Annotated in this window: 16 protein-coding genes; 10 read left to right on the top strand and 6 right to left on the bottom strand. The window is 65.4% G+C overall.

All coding sequences use genetic code 11. The features are described from left to right. Position 1 precedes the first annotated feature (1 nt). Positions 2-457 (top strand): hypothetical protein, encoded by a 456-nt coding sequence (locus PQ467_RS02515; protein WP_274174991.1) that lies wholly within the window; start codon positions 2-4, stop codon positions 455-457. Here PQ467_RS02515 and PQ467_RS02510 read toward each other — a convergent pair. From PQ467_RS02510 to PQ467_RS02500, 3 genes are read right to left on the bottom strand one after another with little or no spacing between them, the layout of a single operon-like run. Beyond that, on the bottom strand, positions 449-1708 hold the full coding sequence (locus PQ467_RS02510) for an adenosylmethionine--8-amino-7-oxononanoate transaminase (RefSeq protein ID WP_274174990.1): 1260 nt from the start codon (positions 1706-1708) through the stop codon (positions 449-451). The genes PQ467_RS02515 and PQ467_RS02510 overlap by 9 nt on opposite strands. Further along, complete coding sequence (gene bioD, locus PQ467_RS02505) at positions 1705-2316, bottom strand: dethiobiotin synthase (RefSeq protein ID WP_274174989.1); 612 nt, start codon at positions 2314-2316, stop codon at positions 1705-1707. Before bioD ends, PQ467_RS02510 begins: the two co-directional genes overlap by 4 nt. Positions 2317-2319: 3 nt before the next feature. Next, the gene (locus tag PQ467_RS02500) at positions 2320-2982 is read right to left on the bottom strand and encodes a YggS family pyridoxal phosphate-dependent enzyme (RefSeq protein WP_274174988.1); all 663 of its coding nucleotides are present in this window, start codon (positions 2980-2982) and stop codon (positions 2320-2322) included. A 22-nt stretch (positions 2983-3004) separates the two neighbouring features. Between PQ467_RS02500 and PQ467_RS02495 the strand changes: the two genes are divergently transcribed. The 3 genes from PQ467_RS02495 to PQ467_RS02485 all read left to right on the top strand — a co-directional run bounded on the left by PQ467_RS02495 (position 3005) and on the right by PQ467_RS02485 (position 6715). Continuing rightward, positions 3005-3544 carry a thiamine phosphate synthase gene (locus tag PQ467_RS02495; protein ID WP_274176072.1) on the top strand — a complete coding sequence of 180 codons (540 nt, stop codon included), beginning with the start codon at positions 3005-3007 and terminating at the stop codon, positions 3542-3544. A gap of 80 nt (positions 3545-3624) precedes the next feature. Next, positions 3625-6009, top strand: coding sequence for an FtsK/SpoIIIE family DNA translocase (locus tag PQ467_RS02490; RefSeq protein ID WP_274174987.1), 2385 nt, complete (start codon positions 3625-3627; stop codon positions 6007-6009). Between the two features lie 199 nt (positions 6010-6208). After that, a complete protein-coding gene (locus PQ467_RS02485; protein ID WP_443192971.1) occupies positions 6209-6715 on the top strand; it encodes a CHAP domain-containing protein in 507 nt (168 codons plus the stop codon). Between the two features lie 204 nt (positions 6716-6919). Here PQ467_RS02485 and PQ467_RS02480 read toward each other — a convergent pair whose 3' ends face one another. Both PQ467_RS02480 and PQ467_RS02475 read right to left on the bottom strand, forming a co-directional pair. Beyond that, entirely contained in the window at positions 6920-7333 is a 414-nt protein-coding gene (locus PQ467_RS02480) for an acyl-CoA thioesterase (RefSeq protein WP_274174986.1), read from the bottom strand. Between the two features lie 257 nt (positions 7334-7590). Then, positions 7591-9654 (bottom strand): S9 family peptidase, encoded by a 2064-nt coding sequence (locus PQ467_RS02475; protein ID WP_274174985.1) that lies wholly within the window; start codon positions 9652-9654, stop codon positions 7591-7593. A gap of 71 nt (positions 9655-9725) precedes the next feature. Between PQ467_RS02475 and PQ467_RS02470 the strand changes: the two genes are divergently transcribed. From PQ467_RS02470 to PQ467_RS02445, 6 genes are all read left to right on the top strand, one after another. Continuing rightward, on the top strand, positions 9726-11540 hold the full coding sequence (locus PQ467_RS02470) for an aminopeptidase P family protein (RefSeq protein ID WP_274174984.1): 1815 nt from the start codon (positions 9726-9728) through the stop codon (positions 11538-11540). A 70-nt stretch (positions 11541-11610) separates the two neighbouring features. Beyond that, positions 11611-12006, top strand: coding sequence for a VOC family protein (locus PQ467_RS02465; protein WP_274174983.1), 396 nt, complete (start codon positions 11611-11613; stop codon positions 12004-12006). Beyond that, the gene (locus PQ467_RS02460) at positions 11996-12388 is read left to right on the top strand and encodes a cupin domain-containing protein (protein WP_274174982.1); all 393 of its coding nucleotides are present in this window, start codon (positions 11996-11998) and stop codon (positions 12386-12388) included. Before PQ467_RS02465 ends, PQ467_RS02460 begins: the two co-directional genes overlap by 11 nt. Before the next feature lie 212 nt (positions 12389-12600). Beyond that, a complete protein-coding gene (locus PQ467_RS02455) occupies positions 12601-13353 on the top strand; it encodes an EF-hand domain-containing protein (protein ID WP_274174981.1) in 753 nt (250 codons plus the stop codon). 11 nt (positions 13354-13364) lie between these two features. Beyond that, positions 13365-14111 (top strand): response regulator, encoded by a 747-nt coding sequence (locus PQ467_RS02450; RefSeq protein ID WP_274174980.1) that lies wholly within the window; start codon positions 13365-13367, stop codon positions 14109-14111. Beyond that, the gene (locus PQ467_RS02445; protein WP_274174979.1) at positions 14108-15637 is read left to right on the top strand and encodes a sensor histidine kinase; all 1530 of its coding nucleotides are present in this window, start codon (positions 14108-14110) and stop codon (positions 15635-15637) included. The genes PQ467_RS02450 and PQ467_RS02445 overlap by 4 nt, the downstream gene beginning before the upstream one ends. Here PQ467_RS02445 and PQ467_RS02440 read toward each other — a convergent pair whose 3' ends face one another. Next, on the bottom strand, positions 15638-18373 hold the full coding sequence (locus PQ467_RS02440; protein WP_274174978.1) for a M1 family metallopeptidase: 2736 nt from the start codon (positions 18371-18373) through the stop codon (positions 15638-15640). Positions 18374-18494 lie beyond the last annotated feature (121 nt).

The following is an 18494-nucleotide window of genomic DNA, read 5'->3' as shown; positions in this document are numbered from 1 at the left end:
GATGCATCCCCTCGCCCCGCCACTGGAACGTAGCTTGCGCGCCGTGGCGGGCGCGATGGGTGATGCGCGCGATCCCTGGTGGATCATCGGCAGCGGCGCGGTCGCACTGCTCAGCGCGGGGTCGGGCACGGTGGCCGATCTCGACATCCTGCTCTCGCCCGATGATGCGGCGCGCATCCTGCCCGCGCTGGGCCTGAATGCCGCGCCTGGCGGGGTGGACAGCCGGTTTCGCTCGGGCATCTATGCCCGGTGGGATGCGCCCGAATTGCCGGTGGAATTCATGGCCGACTTTGCCCTGAACCACGATGGGCAATGGCAGGACGTGGCCCCGACCAGCCGCATCGCGCATCATCTGGGCGATACCGTGCTCTACACGCCCTCACGCGAGGAAATGCGCGCGATCCTGCAACGTTTCGGGCGGCCCAAGGATTTGCGCCGCGCCGAAATGCTACGCTAGAAGCTCAACCGCCTCAGCCAGCGCATGGTGGCAGCGGGTGAGGTCCTCCTGCGTGATCGAATAGGGCGGCATCAGATAGGCGGTGTTGCCCAAGGGCCGGATCAACAGCCCCCGCTCACGGAAAAAGGCCAGCAGGCGCGGTTGCAGGCCTGAGAGATAGCCCCCCTGCGGCACGCGATAATCGAGCGCGAGAATGGTGCCGCATTGGCGGACATTTTCCACCCCATCTACCTTCGCCAGCATCGCCGCCCCCGCCGCCTGTCGCGCGGCCAGCGTGTCGATGCGCGCCTGCACCGGCTCGTCGCGCCACACGCCAAGGTTGGCCACCGCCGCCGCGCAGGCAATCGCATTGGCGGTATAGGAACTGGAGTGGAAGAAGGTCTTTGAACGGTCAGGGGCGTAATGCGATTCGTAAATCGCCTCGGACGCCATCGTCACCGCCAGAGGCAGCGCCCCCCCGGTGATCCCCTTGGCCAGACACAGGATATCGGGCCTCACCCCCGCCTGATCACAGGCCAGCATGGTGCCGATGCGGCCCCATCCGGTCATCACCTCGTCGGCGATAAACAGCACGCCATGGACCGCGCAGATCCGCGCCATCTCGGCCAGAACGGCAGGCGGATAGAACAGCATCCCGCCCGCGCCCAGCACCAGAGGCTCGACGATAAAGGCGGCCGCATCATCGCCCGCGCAAAAGCGTTCCAGCGCGTCATAGGTCGCCTGCTCCGCCCCGGCGTGGGGGAAAGGCACAGTGTCGACGGCGAAGAGCAAAGGCTCATAGGCGGCATTGTAAACGCCGCGCTCGCCGATGCTCATCGCGCCAATCGTGTCGCCGTGATAGGAATGCTGCATCACGGCGATGCGCTGGCGCTGCCCCTGCCCCTGCCCCAGATGGCGCCAATGGCCCAGCGCCATTTTCAACGCGACCTCGACGCAGGTGGAGCCGGAATCGGAAAAGAAGGCGTAGGGCAGGCCGGTGATGCTCACCAAACCCTGCGCGACATCCTGCGCGGGCTGATGCGTCCATCCGGCAAAGATCAACTGATCCAGCCGTCCCGCCTGCTCGGCAATGGCACGGGCGATGGGCGGATAGGCATGGCCATGCGTGGTCACCCACCAGCTGGAAATCGCATCGACGATCCGGTCGCCCTGCGCGGTATAGAGGCTCGCCCCCTCGGCCCGCGCGATCAGGGGGATGGGTTCGCCAAGGCCATGCTGGGTGAACGGATGCCAGACGGGCGAGCGCGTCACAGGTCGAAATCCGCCATGGCGGCCGCCAGCGTGTCGGGCGTCAGCGGATCAAGGCGCGGCAGATGGCCAAGGCGGCGCAGGCCGGTATGGGCGCAAAGGAAGCGCATGCTTTCCTCCTCGGCAGCCTGCGCATCGCCAATAAAGGCCAGCCCCAGAATCGCGCAGCCCCGCGCCCGCAACGCCTCGACCGTCAGCAAGGTGTGGTTGATCGTGCCCAACGCGGTGCGCGCGGCCACCACGACAGGAAGGCCCCAATCGGCAAACTGATCGGCATAGAGCCGTGTCTCGGTCAAAGGCACCAGCGCCCCGCCCGCGCCTTCCACCACCAGCGGGCCATCGCCCTGCGGCAGGGCAAGGCGGGCCGGATCAATCGTCACCCCGTCGAGGCGCGCGGCCCAATGCGGGCTGGCGGGCGTGATCAGGCGATAGGCTTCGGGATGGACCGGAGTGCCCGGAACGAGGCGAGCGATGCACTCGCTGTCGGTTTCCTCCTCCAGCCCCGATTGCACCGGCTTCCAGTAGCGCGCCCCAAGACGGCCCACCAATCCGGCGGCCAGCACGGTCTTGCCAATGCCGGTGTCCGTGCCGGTAACGATCAGCCCGCGCATGATTTACTCCCGCGCCCCGAACAGCGCCGATCCGACGCGGATATGAGTCGCGCCCAGCGTGATCGCGGTTTCGAAATCGCCGCTCATCCCCATCGACAGGCCGGAAAGGCCATTATCGGCCGCCAGCTTGGCCAGCAGGGCAAAGAAGGGCGCGGCCTCAATATCGGCGGGCGGCACGCACATCAACCCGGCCAGCGGCAGTCCCGCCTCGCGCACCTGCGTCAGCAAGGCGGGCAGATCGGCCACCGCGCAGCCGCCTTTTTGCTCCTCGGCGCCGATATTGACCTGAATAAAGCAGGGAATGCGGCGGTCCAGCTTGTCCATCGCCTTGGCCAGCGCCGTCACCAGACTGGGCCGGTCGACCGAATGGATCGCGTCGAACAGCGCGACCGCATCCTCGGCCTTGTTCGACTGCAACTGGCCCACCAAATGCAATTCGATGTCGGGATAGCGCGCTTTCAGATCGGGCCATTTGGCCTGCGCCTCCTGCACCCGGTTTTCGCCAAAGGCGCGCTGGCCCTGCGCGATCAGTGGCTCGATCTCCTCCACCGGCTTGGTCTTGGAAATGGCGATCAGCGTGATGTCGCTGTCCTTGCGGCGGGCGATGCGGGCGGCGGCGGCGATTTTTTCGCGCACGATCCCAAGCGAAGAATCTGGTTCCATCATGGCGCGGTGCTATAGCGCGATGATGCCCCCGCGCCAGCCCTCTTTCCTTAGGCCCCTTTCCCTTTTGCCCCTGCCCAAACTCTGGCTGATTTCGGACGCGCGCAATGATGGCGTGCTGGAGCGCGCGCTGCGCCGGATGCCGCAGGGCGGCGGGCTGATCTATCGCCACTATCACCTGCCCCCGGCCGAGCGGCGCGCAAGGTTTCGCGCGCTGGCCCGGATTGCGCGGGCGCGGGGGATGGTGGTGGTGCTGGCGGGCGATGCGGCGCTGGCGCGGCGCTGGGGGGCGGACGGGGCCTATGGCGCGGGGCAGGCTTTGGCCACGGCGCATTCCCTGCGCGAAGTGGGCCGAGCGCGCCATTGCGCCGCTGTGCTGCTCTCGCCGGTATTTCCCACGCGCAGCCATCCGGGCGGGCGCGTGCTGGGCGCACTGCGTTTCCGCCTGCTGGCCGCGCGCAGCCCGGCGCCCGTCATTGCGCTTGGCGGGATGACCAAGGCGCGGGCGCGGGCGCTGAAATGGCCGCGCTGGGCCGCGATCGACGGGCTATCCCCCATGCATTGACGCGGCAATTCTTGACGCGGACTCCCCCGGCGGCGCATTATACCGCCTATTTCCAGCCTTTGTCGTAAAGCGAGCATCCCATGGCCACACGGCCCATCAAGCACAGCGGCGCATCATGGCGCCTGATCCTGCGGCGCAGCGTGTTGCGCAGCGCCGAATTGCTGGGCGCGGGCCTCTTGGGGCTGGGCGCGGTGCTGCTGGCGGTGGCCTTGCTCACCTATCACCAGACCGATCCGTCCGCCTCGACGGCATCAGGGGGCGCGGTGCTCAACTGGCTGGGGCGGCCGGGAGCCTTTGTGGCCGACGGGGCGCTGTTGATGTTCGGGCCGATGGCGGGGCTGGCCGTGCCGCTGCTGCTGATTTTCGCGCGCCAGCTCTGGCTGGTGGCCGAGGCCGAGGAAGAGGGCGAGGAGGAGGCCGTGCCGCTCCACCAGCAATACTGGCTGCGGCCCACCGCCGTGCTGGTGCTGGGCATGGGTCTGCTGGCCAGCGCCCTTTCGCTGGGTTTTGGCGAGCATCCGGGCAATCTGCCCGCCTCGCCGGGGGGCATCATGGGGCTGCTGGGCGCGGCGATGATCCGGTCGGTGGCCGAACTGCTGCCCGCGGCCGCGCAGGGCTGGGCGGCGGGCGTGCTGGGCGTGCTGGCCTTTGTCGGCGGGATCGCGGCGATTACGCGGGTGTTTGCGATTGACTGGGGCTGGGTGTTGACCATGCCGCTGCATTTGCGGCGCAAACATGCCGATGGCGAGGAGGCCCCGGCCCCCGCCCGCCGCGAAAAGCGCCAGCCCAAACCCGCAACGGTCGAGGCCGAGGTTGAGGATGAGGACCTGCCCTCCACCCCCGCCGCCCCCGCCGCAGGCCCGCGCAAGGCACCCCAGATCAGCGACCCGGCCACCAAGGCCAAGCCCGCCGAAATGGGCAGTCTGGCCAAGCAGGGCGACCTGTTCGGCACCTGCGAATTGCCGGGCCTCGACATTCTGGCCGATCCGCCGCCCAATTCCGCGCCCAAGGTCGACAAGCTGGCGCTGGAGCGCAACGCCAAGCTGCTCGAAACCGTGCTCGACGATTTCAACGTCAAGGGCGAGATCACGGGCGTGCGCACCGGGCCGGTCGTCACCATGTATGAGCTGGAACCGGCAGCGGGCATCAAGGCCGCGCGCGTGGTGGGCCTTGCCGACGATATCGCCCGCAACATGAGCGCGATTTCCGCCCGCGTCTCGCCGGTGCCGGGGCGCACGGTCATGGCCATCGAGCTGCCCAATGCCGACCGCCAGATGGTCAGCTTCAAGGAATTGATCGCCAGCGAGAAATTCGTCGGCGCCAAGGGCCTGCTGCCGATGATTCTGGGCAAGGATATCGCGGGTGAGCCGATCATCGCCGACCTTGCCACCATGCCCCACCTGCTGGTGGCGGGCACGACCGGGTCGGGCAAGTCGGTGGGGCTCAACTGTATCCTGCTCTCCTTGCTCTATCGCCTGACGCCCGCGCAGTGCCGGATGATTCTGGTCGATCCCAAGGTGCTGGAATTGAAGTCCTATGAGGACATTCCCCATCTGCTCAGCCCGGTGGTGACCGAGCCTGCCAAGGCAGTGCGCGCGCTGAAATGGGCGGTGGAGGAAATGGAGCGCCGCTATCGCCAGATGAGCGAGATCAACGTGCGCAACATTGTCAATTTCAACGAAAAGGTGCGCAGCAACGCGGCCAAGGGCAAGCCTTTGGGGCGGCGGATTTCGGTCGGCTTTGACCCCGATACCGGCGAGGAACTCTACGAGGACAAGCAGCTCGATTACGAGGTGCTGCCGTTGATCGTGGTGATCGTCGACGAGCTGGCCGACCTGATGGTGACGGTGGGCAAGGAGATCGAAGTGCTGATCCAGCGCCTTGCCCAGAAATCGCGCGCGGCGGGCATCCATCTGATTATGGCGACGCAGCGCCCCTCGGTCGACGTCATCACCGGCGTCATCAAGGCCAACCTGCCCACGCGCATTTCCTTTGCCGTGACCAGCCGCATCGATTCGCGCACCATCCTTGGCGAACAGGGGGCCGAACAATTGCTGGGCAAGGGCGACATGCTCTTCAAGCCTTCGTCCGGGCCGATCGTGCGCGTCCACGGGCCTTTCGTTTCCGACGAGGAGGTCGAGCATGTGGCCGACCACTGGCGCGCGCAGGGCAAGCCCAATTACGTCGATTCGGTCACGGAAGAACCCGAAGAGGGCAGCTTCGGCTTTGACGATCTGGAGGCCACCGCCAGCGACAATCCCGAAGAACGCAAATACCGCCAGGCCTGCCACATCGTGTTCGAGAGCCAGAAGGCCAGCACGAGCTGGCTGCAGCGCCAGATGGGCGTGGGATACAACACCGCCGCCAAATGGATCGAGCGGATGGAAAATGACGGCCTCGTCGGCCCGGCCAACCACGTCGGCCGCCGCGAGGTCTATCGCGACAAGGACGGCAACGTGCTTTGATGTGTTAACCATGGTGCGGGCGGGAGGGAACTTTTCCCCCGCTCGCGACTTTTCCACGTGCTGCGCCTGCGAAAGCCGATGAACCGTTGTTAAGCCACGGTGGAGCGCGACCTTCGGACATTCCCTAATGGCGATGGGCTGGCTACACCTTGGCCATCGACACCAGATAGCGGTGCCGATAAGCGCCAAGGGGTTTTCAGTGGTCCGGTCCTTCTTTTCCAACGCAAAGCTGATCCGTGCCGCTATTGCCCTGATTTTCGCCACTTTCATCTCGGTTCCGGCCTCGGCGCAGGTGCTGCAATGCGCTCCCTACGCCCGCGAAGTTTCCGGCATCGCCCTGTCGGGCCGCGCCGCCGGTTGGTGGGATCAGGCCGAGGGCCGCTATGATCGCGGCACTGCACCCAAGGCCGGCGCCGTCCTCGCCTTCCGCGCCACCCACTCGATGCGCGCGGGCCATGTCGCCATGGTTTCCAAGGTGATCGACGAACGCCACGTTCTGCTTAACCATGCCAACTGGTCGCGCCCCGGCATGATCGAGCGCAGCGCCATGGCCGAAGACGTCTCGGCCAACGGCGACTGGTCGGAAGTGCGCGTGTTCTACGCCCCCACCGGCAAGCTGGGCATGCGCTCCTCGCCCACCTACGGCTTCATCTATGCCAACAAGGCGGATCGCCTCGATGGCACCAAGCTGGCGATGCGGGACTGATAAAGTTCTAAGGGTGCTTCCGGCGGGTTAAGGGTCTAGACCCTTAACAATCCCCAGACCGTAGAATTGCCCAAAGCACAACGCCGCCGCGCCGCAGGCTTTATAAACCGCTTCGCGGATGCGCACATACCTGCGAACTTGAGCACCACCCCATAATGGGATTGCAAAGGGACAAGTCCCTTTGCCCGCCGGAGGCAAAACCTCCTACCCCGGCCACCCGCCCTCCGGCGCAAAAGCCGCCGCAATCTCCCCTGACACCCGCGTCAGCCGCAGCGTCTCCTTGTCGAGCATCGCCCATGTGCTGCGCGCCGAAACGATGACCTTGCCTGCTTCGTTGCGGAAATCGATCCGCCGGTCAAAACGCGCGCCCACCGGGCCTTCGGGGATGAATGTCTCGGCGGTCACGCTCTGCCCCTGCGCGATATTGCCGCGATAGTCGATCTCGTGCCGCGTCACGACCCAGACATAGCGCTCGACATGCTCGGGCGCGGCGTCCTGCATCCAATGCGCGGTGGCCACGGCCTCCATCCATTGGACCCAGACGGCATTGTTGACGTGGCCCATGATGTCGATGTCATCGGGGCCTGCGGTGAAGGTGTGGGTAAAGCGGTTGGGCATGAGGGGGATTTTGGGGACCAGGGTCGGGAAGGCAAGGGGTTTTCGGTAGAAGGAAGGGAGCCTCCGGCGGGCAAAGGGACTTGTCCCTTTGCAATCCCCATACTGTTTAGGTTGCGCGCAGCATCACCCAAGGCGCAAGGCCGCCGCGCCGCAGGCTTTTAAGCCGCTTCGCGGATGAGCGCATGCCTGCGATCTCAAGCACATCCCATTCATGGGATTGTTAAGGGCCCCCGCCCTTAACCCGCCGGAGGCAAAACTTACCCCGCAACCCCCAACTGCCAGAGGATAAACGCAAACTCCTCCGCCGTTTCGGTCAGCGATTCAAACCGCCCCGATTTCCCGCCATGGCCTGCGCCCATATTGGTTTTCAGGATCAGTTCGTTGCTGTCGGTTTTCAATTCCCGCAGCCGGGCGACCCACTTGGCCGGTTCCCAATAGGTCACGCGCGGATCGTTCAGCCCCGCCGTCACCATCAGCGGCGGATAGTCCTGCGCCTTCACCTGATCATAGGGCGAGTAGGAGCGGATGAGGTCGAAGGCGGCCTTATCCTCGATGGGGTTGCCCCATTCGGGCCATTCGCCCGGCGTCAAAGGCAGGCTCTCGTCCAGCATCGTGTTGAGCACATCGACGAAGGGCACATGGGCCACCACCGCGCCCCACAGGTCGGGGTCGGAATTGATGACCGCGCCCATCAGCTCCCCGCCCGCCGATCCGCCCGAGATGCTGATCCGCCCCGGCATCGTATAGCCAAGGTCGCAGAGCCCGCGCGCCACATCGACGAAATCGTTGAACGTGTTGGTGCGCGCCTCGCGCTTGCCCGCCTTGTACCATGCGCGGCCCATATCGTCGCCGCCGCGGATATGGGCGATGGCATAGGCAAAGCCGCGATCGACGAGGCTGAGGCGCGTGGTGGAAAAGCCCGGACTGATGGCGATGCCATAGGCACCATAGCCATAGAGATGCAGCGGGCCGGCACCCACACGATCCTTGCGATAGAGGATGCTGACCGGCACCATCGTCCCGTCACGCGCGGCGATCTCCAGCCGCTTCGTCTCGTACAAAGAGGCGTCATAGCCGCTGGGGATCTCCTGAACTTTCAACAGCTCAAGACTCTTGTCGGCCAGATGATAGTCATAGACGCTGGCCGGGCTGACCATGCTTTCATAGGACACGCGCAAACGGTCCACCGCCCATTCGGGATTGTCGGCCAATCCGGCCTCATAGGAAGCCTCGGGAAATTCAATCGGCTCGATCCGGGCCGGGTCGTCGTAATAGCGCAGTTCGATGCGATCCAGCCCGCGCACCCGGCCCTCGATCACATAGAAATCACGGAACAGGTCAAAGCCCGTCAGATAGAACTCATCCGTCCCGGCGATCAGCGTGGTCCAGTTGCCCGGATCGGCCAAAGGCGCGGTGGCCAGCCGGAAATTCTCATGCGTGTCGTTGGCGTGGATATAAAGAACGCCATCGCGCGCATCGACATCATATTCCACGCCATCGACACGCGGGCGCACCAGAATCGGCGCGGCCAGAGGATCATCGGCCGGGATCAGGCGGACCTCGGAGGTTTCATGATCGCTGGTCGAAATGATCAGCCATTTTTCATTGGCCGACAGCGATGAGCCGACGCGAAAGCCCTCATCATCCTCGTGATACAGCTCGACATCCTCGGAAACCGGGCGGCCCAGCCAGTGCAGGCGAGCATTGTCGGTGCGCCAGTTCTCATTGGCGAGGCTGTAAACCAGCCCCTTGTCGCCCGCGACCCAGACCAGCGAGGAAAGCGTCCCCTCGATCACATCGGGCAGCAACTCGCCCGTGGCCACCACCTTGATCCGCGCGGTAAAGCGCTCCGAACCATTGTCATCCACGCTCCAGGCCAGCAATTTGCCGTCGGCCGAGAGCGAAATCGCGCCCAGCCGGAAATATTCCTTGCCCTGCGCCAGCGCCACTTCGTCGAGCAGCAATTCATCTTCGCCCCCGGATACCGGGCGGCGCCACCATTTCTTGTATTCGGCGCCTTCCTCATATTCGATCCAATAGAGGTAATCGCCATCCTTCTGCGGCACGCTCTTGTCGGCTTCCTTGATGCGGGCGCGCATTTCGGCAAACAGGGCGTCGATGCGGTCCTTCTGCCCGGCCATCCGGCTGTCAAACCACGCATTTTCGGCGTTCAGATGGGCCAGCACCGCCTCATCCTTCACATCGGGATAATCCGCATCGCGCAGCCATGCATAGTCGTCGGTGACGGTCATGCCATGGTGGGAAAAGCTGTGCGCCTGTTTGGCGGCAATCGGGGGGCGGGGCTGGCTGGAATTGCTCATTGCTTGCATCTATGTTGGCAAGCCCCCCTCCGCAAGCCAGAGGTGAGGGAAACGAAGGAAAGCGCGTCCCAATGCCGAACAATATTCATGCCGCCCCGATGTCAGAACGTCTCTCTGCCCTGCGCGCCGAATTGGTGGCGCAAGGTTTGGACGGTTTCGTCATCCCGATTTCCGATGAGCATATGAGCGAATATGTCGGCGCCTATGCTCAGCGGCTCGAATGGCTGACAGGCTTTGGCGGATCGGCGGGGACGGCGGTGGTGCTGGCAGATCGCGCGGCGATCTTTGTCGATGGGCGCTATACGCTTCAGGTGCGCGATCAGGTCGATGGTGCGCTTTACGAATATCACAATGTCCCGGCCACCAGCCCTGCCGCATGGCTGGGCGCGCATGCGCCCGCCGGGGCAAAGATCGGCTATGACGCATGGCTGCATGGCCGCCCATGGGCGCGGGGCGTGGAAAAGGCGCTGGCGCCGCGCGGAGGCGCGCTGGTGGCGGTATCGCGCAACCCGGTCGATGCGGTGTGGGATGATCAGCCCGAGCGCAGCCTTGCCGAGGCCATGCCCCACCCCACCGCGCTGGCGGGCGTGCCTTCCGAGGCCAAGCGCGCCGAGGTGGCCGAATGGTTGACCGCGCGCGGGGCCGATGCGGCGGTGATTGCCGCGCTCGATTCGGTGGCATGGTTGCTGAATATGCGGGGGACGGATGTCTCGCGCACGCCGGTCGCGCTGTCCTTTGTGGTGGCCCATGCCGATGGCACGGCGGATCTCTTCATCGCGCCCGAAAAGGTGACGCCGGAACTGCGCGCCCATCTGGGCAATGCGGTGCGCATCCTGCCGCGTGAGGATTTTGTGCCCGCGCTGGGCGCTCTGGCGGGCAAGAAGGTGGTGGTCGATCCCGAGCGCAGCGTGGCGGCGATCTTTGAGGCGCTCTCGGGCGCGCAGATTATCGAGGAGCGCGACCCCTGCGTTCTGCCCAAGGCGATCAAGAATCCGGTTGAACAGGCCGGACAGCGCGCCGCACAGGCTCGCGACGGGGCGGCGGTGGCCCGCTTCCTCCACTGGCTTTCCGTCGAGGCTCCCAAGGGCGGCGTGACCGAAATGAGCGCGGCAGAGGCGCTGCACCAGTTCCGCCGGGAATGCGGCGACCTGCGCGACCTGTCATTCGACACGATCAGCGGCGCGGGGCCGAACGGGGCCATCGTCCACTATCGCGTTTCGCCCGAAACCAACCGGGCGCTTGATCCCTCCAGCGTCTATCTGGTCGATTCGGGCGGGCAATATCCCGATGGCACGACCGACATCACCCGCACCGTCTGGGTCGGCCCCGGCACGGCCCCGGACGAGGTGCGCGACCGTTTCACCCGCGTCCTGAAGGGCCATATCGCGATTGCCCGCGCGGTCTTTCCGGCGGGCACGAACGGATCGCAGCTCGACACGCTCGCGCGGCAATATCTCTGGGCGGCCGGACTCGATTATGCCCATGGCACCGGACATGGCGTGGGCAGCTTCCTCTCGGTCCACGAAGGGCCGCAGCGCATCGCCAAATCCAGCGGCGGACAGGCGGGCACGGGCCAAGAATTGCTGGCGGGCATGTTCCTGTCGAACGAGCCGGGCTATTACAAGACCGGGGCCTATGGCATCCGCATCGAAAACCTCGTGCTGGTCGAGGAACGCGCCATTGAGGGCGCGGAAGGCACCTATTTCGGCTTTGAAACGCTGACCCATGTGCCGATCGAGCGGGCGCTGGTCGATGACCGCCTGCTGACCCGCGACGAGGTGGCATGGTGGAATGCCTATCATGCGCGGGTGGAAAGCATCCTTGCCCCGCAATTGTCGGGCGAGGCGCTGGCGTGGCTCAAAGAGCAGTGCGCGCCCCTTGGGTGATGGCTTGCCAAGCTCACGATGTTCCCACATTGTTCCATGAGCGGCGACTCGGCCGCCATGGAGAGCAGAGATGATCGGCTATGTCACACTGGGCACGCAGGATCTGGCCCGCGCGGCGGAGTTTTATGATGCCATCGCCGCCGAAATGGGCGCCGGGCGCATGGGCGGCGATGAGCGCTATATCGCATGGGGTGTGCCGGGCGGCCCGGCGGGCATCGGCATCACCCTGCCCTTTGACGGACAGCCCGCCAGCGTGGGCAATGGCGTGATGGTCGCGCTGGAGGCCAAGGACCGCGATCAGGTCGACCGCCTCCACGCGCTGGCGCTCGAACTGGGCGGATCATGCGAGGGCGCGCCGGGCGAACGCTTCCCCGGATTTTACGCCGCCTATTTCCGCGACCGGGATGGCAACAAGCTCAACGCCTTTGTCTTTGCCCAGGGAATGGGAGAGGGCCATGGCGCATAATCTGGCCACCCATCCGATCCATCTCGGCCTTGGCGCAAGCGCCGGCGCAGAGCCGGAATTCACCGGCATGGCGTGGTATGCCGATTATGTCGCGCGCCATGCCGCCGATGGCGCCGAGGGGCGATTGGTCAGCCTCCATACTTTCACGCAGGATTGGGATTCATGGGAAATGCATCCCGAGGGCGAGGAGGTGGTGATCTGCCTTGATGGCGCGATCACGCTGATTCAGGAGGACGCGCAAGGGGATCAACAGGCGATCACGCTGAGGTCCGGGGAATGCGCGATCAACCCGCGCGGGGTGTGGCACACGGCCGATGTAGCGGGATCGGCGCGGGTGCTCTTTATCACCGCGGGGTGGAATACGCAGGGCCGCGCGCGATAGGGCCAGCAAAGGGTAAGACAAGCGCGACAATTGGCGACAAAAAGCGGCGGTTCCGGCATAATGGCGCGACAGTCAGGGCATAGAACAAACATGAAAGCTGCATGCCGCCCCGGCCTCTCCCCTCCCCCTTCGGGGCACGGGTCACGGTTGCAGCTTTCATCCCAACTCTTCTTTGCCCCCCTTGAGAAGAGTTTACTGTAAGGATCGCCAGGATGAGGAATCTTTCTATCGGGCTCTCCGCCATTGCCCTCATGGCGGTTTCGGCGGCCCATGCGCAAAGCCCGGCAGCCCCGCCCGCGCCCCAAGCCGGTGCCCGTGCCATGCCCCCCCATGCCATTCCGCCCCGTGCCATGCCGCCAATGAAGGACATGACCCGCGCCGAGGCGCAGGCCCGCGCCGAAAAGATGTTCGACAAAATGGACATCAACCATGACGGCAAGCTGGACAAGGCCGACCGCGAGGCGCGCGAAGCCAAGCATTTCGACGCCATGGACACCAACCACGACGGCCAGTTGAGCCGTCAGGAATTCATGGCCGCCCATGACGCCATGCGCGAAGGCATGAAGCAGCGCATGGGGCGCGGCCATGACATGCCCCCGCCGCCTCCGGGCGGGCCGGAAAGCGGCATGGCGCCGGATGGTATGGGCATGAAAGGCCCGCGTGACCATCAAGGCATGGGCCGTCAAGGTATGGGCCATCATCGCATGGAACGCGGCATGATGATGGGCCTGATGCGTCAGGCCGATCCCAACCACACCGGCACCGTGACGAAAGACGCTTTTGTCGGCGCCGCGCTCAAGATGTTTGACAGCGCGGACGCCAATCACGATGGCATTGTCACGCCCGAGGAACGCCGCGCCGCGATGAAGGCCCAGATGGGCGCATGGCAGGAACGCGGACGGCGCGGTCCGGGTCAACATCGCGGCCATGACATGCCGCCGCCCCCGCCTCCTGCGGGGCAGTAAGGTAGGATAAAGTGAACAGCGACAGCGACAATACCCCGCTGCGCCTCCTGCTGGTCGATGACGAGCCGGATCTGCGCGAACCTCTGGCCTCCTATCTGGAGCGTCAGGGGTTTGCCGTCCGGCAGGCGGCCAGCGCGGCCGAGGCGCGCAGCATCATTGCCCATGATGTGCCCGATCTGGTCTTGCTCGACATCATGATGCCGGGCGAGGACGGGCTGTCGCTGTGCCGCCATCTGACCGAGGCGCGCTCTATCCCCACCATCTTCCTGACCGCGCGCGGCGAGGCGACCGACCGGATCGTGGGGCTGGAGATCGGCGCCGACGATTATGTCGTCAAACCCTTCGAGCCGCGCGAGCTGGTCGCCCGCATCCGCAGCGTGATGCGCCGCACCCATCGCGGGGCGCTGCCCGAGTTGCAGGCCAATGAGGATTTCCAGTTCGATGGCTGGCGGCTTGATCCGTTAAAGCGGCGGCTGATTGCGCCCGATGGCGCGATTGTCGCGATTTCCTCGGTGGAATTTCGCCTGCTGATGGCCTTCCTCGAACATCCCCGGCAAGTGCTGGACCGTGACCGCCTGCTCGATATGGTGCAGGGGCGCGAGGCGCATCTGTTTGACCGCGCGGTCGATAATCAGGTCAGCCGCCTGCGCCGCAAGATCGAGGTGGACAGCCGCAATCCGCAATTGATCCAGACCGTTTGGGGCGGCGGCTATATGCTGGCCGCCGATGTGCGCCGGGTGCCCACGGTGGACGCATGACGCGCTGGCATCCCGGCCGGTTTCTGCCGCCCCGGTTTTTGCATTCCCGATTTTTGCCGGGCAGCCTGACCGGACAGGTCATGCTGGCGCTGGCGGGCGCGCTGTTGCTGGCCCAGACGATCAGCGCGATCCTGCTCTATAAGGCGCAGGCCGAATATCGCGAACAGCAGGTGACGCAGGAACTGGCCATGCGCACGGCCATCGCGCTGCGCCACCGCGACGAGGCCGACACGCCCGATGGCGGCCCGCCGCCTCCTCCGCCCGGCCCGCCGGAACCCCGCCTGCATCGCCATGAAGGCCCGCCCATGATGGTGGGGCGCGGGCCGGACGATATGCCGCGCGGGCCGCGCCCGGTGCGCGTGGCCACCTTCCGCCCCAATCCGCGCGACGAGGCCAAACCCGAAATCACCCAGCGTCTCAATGAACTACTTGCCTCGCAGGATTTGAAACCGCTGCATCTGATGGTGGTCGAGCGCGATCTGGTGGACGATCCTTTCTGGAAAAAGCGCGTCGATCGCCGCTTTGCCATGATGGGCGAGCATGCCCCGCCCCGGCCCAAACATGTGCTGGTGGCCGCCGCGCAGGCCGAGAATGGCGGCGACTGGATGGTGGTGCGCTCCTCCGTGCCCGCGCGCGATCCCTGGCTGCTGGCCACGCTGATTGCCCAGACGCTGTTTATCTATGCCGTGCTGGTGGGCGCGATTGCGCTGATCCTGCGGCGGATTGCGCGGCCCTTGGCGGCCTTGACCAACCGGGTCGATCAATTTGCCCGCACCCGCGAATCCACCGATCAGATCGCGCCGCAAGGCCCCGCCGATGTGCGCCATCTGATCGAGGCGCATAATGCGATGGAATTGCGCATCACCTCGCTGATCAATGAAAAGGACGTGATGCTGGGCGCGATCGGGCATGACCTGAAAACGCCGCTGGCCGCGCTGCGTGTGCGGATCGAGAGCGTGGAGGACGATGCCGAGCGGAACAAGATGGCCAAGACCATCGAGGACATCACCCGCTCATTGGACGACATTCTCTCGCTGGCCCGCGTGGGTCGGCCCAGCGATCCTGTGGAATCAACCGAACTGGCTGCCCTCGTCGCCTCGATTGTCGAGGAATATGAGGACATGGGCGAGGACGTCGAATTTGACCATGCCCCGCGCCTGGTCATGCCCTTGCGCGCGACATGGCTGCGCCGGGCCTTGCGCAATCTGATCGGCAATGCGCTGCGCTATGCCGGCAGCGCGCAGGTGACGATGGTGCGCGAGGAGGCCGAGGGGCGCGGCTGGGCGGTGATCCGCGTGGTCGACCATGGCAAGGGGATCGGCGGCGACATCGAGAAGATGTTCGAGCCTTTCACCCGCGGCGAACCTTCGCGCAACACCGCCACGGGGGGCGCGGGGCTGGGCCTGACGCTGGCCCGCGCGATTGCCGACCAGCATGGCGGGCGTCTGACCCTGCATAATCAGACCGATGCGCGAGGCGCCGTCACCGGCCTGATGGCAACGCTCTGGCTGCCGCTGCCTAACTGATTATTTGGCGCGCACCATCGCGGCGGAAACCTCGGCGGCGCGGGCGTCCTTCAAAACGCCGCAACTGCGGACCTGTTCGATGACGCGGGCCAGTTCCAGCTCGCCGGTCTTGCCCGCCAGCCGCGCGCCGAAATCCTTGCGGATCGCCTCGGATTTCTCCACCGAACAGAACGTGCCGAACACCTGCGGCAGGCGAGAGGCGAGGAAGATGCCCGAGCTGCCCGAGAGCAGTTCATCGGCATGGGCGCGCAGCCAGTCATAGCCCATGTCGCGCGTCTTGGCGTTCACCGCCACGCCCATCACCAATTGCACCCGCTCGGACAGGCGCAGGCGCTTGTCCTTGGCGTCATCGAGCAACCATTGGGCGATATCGGCCTTGCCCGACGCGCCCAGAACCGACAGCGCGGCAGGGCGGAACAGCGGGTCCTGCGAGGCCAGCGCCTGTTCAAACAGCGATTTGGCGGCCGCCATCCGGTCCGGCTGCGCCTCCAGCCATGCGCCAAGGCCCACGCTATACCACGCCGGGTCCAGCGCCGCCTTGTTGACCCCCAGCCATGCGCCCGTCGCCTGCGCCAGCGTGGAGAGCAGCGCGGGATCACGCGCCACGCCCGCCATCTTGCGCACCAGTTGGGCGCGGCGCTGGGAAGCCTCGGCGTCCTCAGCCGCATAGGCGCCCAGCCCCGGATTGAACCCTGCCTTGGCCAGCATCGGGGCATAGGTCCGGGTGAAAAAGGCGCGATAGGCCGCCTCGGCCGGGGCGTCATAGAAACCGGCGCGTTCGAGCGTCTGCATCCATCCGGTGGCCGCGGCGCCCGCATAGGAATCGGGATTGTTCACCATGGTCCGCGCCATTTGCAGGAGCAGCACGGGCCGCGCGCGTCCGGCCTGAAAACTGGCCCACAGGCTGTCGGCCACGGCCAGCGCCTCGCCGCCCGGCAGGCCTGCCGAAATCGCCAGCAGGCGTTCCCAATCGGCCTGGGGCATGTCGAAACGGTAATAGCCGGTCCCGCCCGCATTGGGGATCATCGCGCCATTGACGATGATGCTGATGATCGCCGCCTCGCCGTCCAGCAACTGGCACTGGCGGATCTTTTGCACGCGCACGCAAAAGGGGATCGACCATTTCTGGGGCGGGGCCTGCGTGCCCAGCCGGGCATAGCGGCTCTGCACCGCGTAATATTCGCCCTTGCCGCCGCTGAAGGTCAGCAGGGGAATGCCCTGCTGGTCGGTAAAGCTCTGCATCGCGGGCAGAATGCGCGGATCGCCCGAAGCCTTGGCCAGCGCGGCGAAGAAGTCGGCGCTGGTGGCATTGCCATAGCGATGCGCGGCCATGTATTCGCGCACGCCCGCCTTGAACGCATCATCGCCCATAAAACCCGCGATCATTGCCACCACATGGCCGCCCTTGCCATAGGTGATCGAATCAAAGGCCGCGTCGATCTGGGCATTGGTATCGATCGGCTGATGGATCGGCCGCCCCGCCAGCAGGGCATCGGTGCCCATCGCGGCAAAGCCTTCCTCCAGCGCGCCGGCGCCAATGTTCAGATCGCCGCGCCACTCATTGCCGATGCGATAGCCCATCCAGTTGGCAAAGCTCTCGTTGAGCCAGATGTCATCCCACCATGCGGGGGTGACCAGATCGCCGAACCATTGATGCGCCAGTTCATGCGAGACCACCATGCCAAAGGCCCGCTTTTGCGCGGTGGTGGCCGCATCGTCGAGGATCAGCAGATTGTCCTGATAGAGATCGGCCCCGGCATTCTCCATCGCACCGGGCATGATCGGCGCGGTGATCTGGTCCAGTTTCGGATAGGGGAAGGCCGATCCGAAATAGTTCTCCAGATGGGCCACGATGCTCTTGGAATTCTCCAGCGCGAAGCTCAGCTTGTCCTTGTTCTGCTGGGTCGAGATGATGCGCAGGGGCAAAGGCTTGTCGCGCTGGGGCGTGGGCGGCACCTCGCCCTTGGCCACGGCAAAAGGCCCCACCATCATCGCCACCAGATAGGAGGGCAGCGGCGCGGTCTGGGCAAAGCGGTGGACGGTCTGGGCGCCATCATCGGCCGTATCGGTTTCGGGCGCGTTGGACACCGCCGTCATGCCCTTGGGCGTGCGCAGGGTTACGGTGAAGGGCTGCTTATACCCCGGCTGGTCAAACGAGGGGAAGGCGGCCCGCGCGTCGATCGATTCAAACTGGGTCCAGCTGTACCACTGATCGCCCACTTTCACGCGGAACATGCCCTGCGGCCCGTCCTGAAACGCGGCGTCATAGTCAAAGGCGAAGGTGGCCTGCCCCGCGGGCAATTCCTCGTCAAACGTCAGCAGGGCGACGCCGGTGTCGTCCACCTGTTTCCAGTGACCGGCAAATTTGCGCCCGTTGACGTTGGCCGAAACCCGCGTGACGTTGAGATCGCGGCCATGCAGATAGACATAATGCGAGGCGCCATGGAGCAGCGCGTCAATTTCGACATGGCCGGAAAAGCGCTCCTTGGCCGGATCGACGGAGAGGTCGAGGCGGTAGAAGGCGGGCGTGACCGCGCCATCGAGCCGCCCGCGCGGGGCGGGCGGCGGCGGCGGCAAGGGCTGGGCCGGGGCGGCAGGGGCCGCCACAGGCGCCGGAGCGGCGGGCGCGGGGTTGTGGGCAACGGCGCGCGCCACAGGACGGGGCGCGGCCCATGCGCCATGCGGCATCATCATCGCGGCGCAGAGCAAAGTGCCAAAAAGCCGATGATGACGCATGATCGCTCTCCCCACGGGGGCGTTTTGCGCCCCGGCCAGACCCTCTATTTCGCCCAATATAATGCGATGTTAGGCCTTTTCTATCGCTTTCTTGCCGTCAGGCGAAACAAGCATGCCCACG

The sequence above is a fragment of the Novosphingobium sp. KACC 22771 genome (assembly GCF_028736195.1).
Lineage (GTDB): Bacteria > Pseudomonadota > Alphaproteobacteria > Sphingomonadales > Sphingomonadaceae > Novosphingobium.
The sequence above is the reverse complement of the archived record's forward strand: the minus strand, read 5'-3'. Positions and strand labels throughout refer to the sequence as shown.

Bases quoted from the DNA above. Each gene is read 5' to 3' on its own strand.
- bioD (WP_274174989.1), bottom strand. From the start codon at position 2,316: ATGCGCGGGCTGATCGTTACCGGCACGGACACCGGCATTGGCAAGACC.
- PQ467_RS02455 (WP_274174981.1), top strand. From the start codon at position 12,601: ATGAGGAATCTTTCTATCGGGCTCTCCGCCATTGCCCTCATGGCGGTT.
- PQ467_RS02495 (WP_274176072.1), top strand. From the start codon at position 3,005: ATGCCCCCGCGCCAGCCCTCTTTCCTTAGGCCCCTTTCCCTTTTGCCC.
- PQ467_RS02515 (WP_274174991.1), top strand. From the start codon at position 2: ATGCATCCCCTCGCCCCGCCACTGGAACGTAGCTTGCGCGCCGTGGCG.
- PQ467_RS02500 (WP_274174988.1), bottom strand. From the start codon at position 2,982: ATGATGGAACCAGATTCTTCGCTTGGGATCGTGCGCGAAAAAATCGCC.
- PQ467_RS02440 (WP_274174978.1), bottom strand. From the start codon at position 18,373: ATGCGTCATCATCGGCTTTTTGGCACTTTGCTCTGCGCCGCGATGATG.
- PQ467_RS02490 (WP_274174987.1), top strand. From the start codon at position 3,625: ATGGCCACACGGCCCATCAAGCACAGCGGCGCATCATGGCGCCTGATC.
- PQ467_RS02470 (WP_274174984.1), top strand. From the start codon at position 9,726: ATGCCGAACAATATTCATGCCGCCCCGATGTCAGAACGTCTCTCTGCC.
- PQ467_RS02480 (WP_274174986.1), bottom strand. From the start codon at position 7,333: ATGCCCAACCGCTTTACCCACACCTTCACCGCAGGCCCCGATGACATC.
- PQ467_RS02465 (WP_274174983.1), top strand. From the start codon at position 11,611: ATGATCGGCTATGTCACACTGGGCACGCAGGATCTGGCCCGCGCGGCG.
- PQ467_RS02445 (WP_274174979.1), top strand. From the start codon at position 14,108: ATGACGCGCTGGCATCCCGGCCGGTTTCTGCCGCCCCGGTTTTTGCAT.
- PQ467_RS02460 (WP_274174982.1), top strand. From the start codon at position 11,996: ATGGCGCATAATCTGGCCACCCATCCGATCCATCTCGGCCTTGGCGCA.
- PQ467_RS02475 (WP_274174985.1), bottom strand. From the start codon at position 9,654: ATGAGCAATTCCAGCCAGCCCCGCCCCCCGATTGCCGCCAAACAGGCG.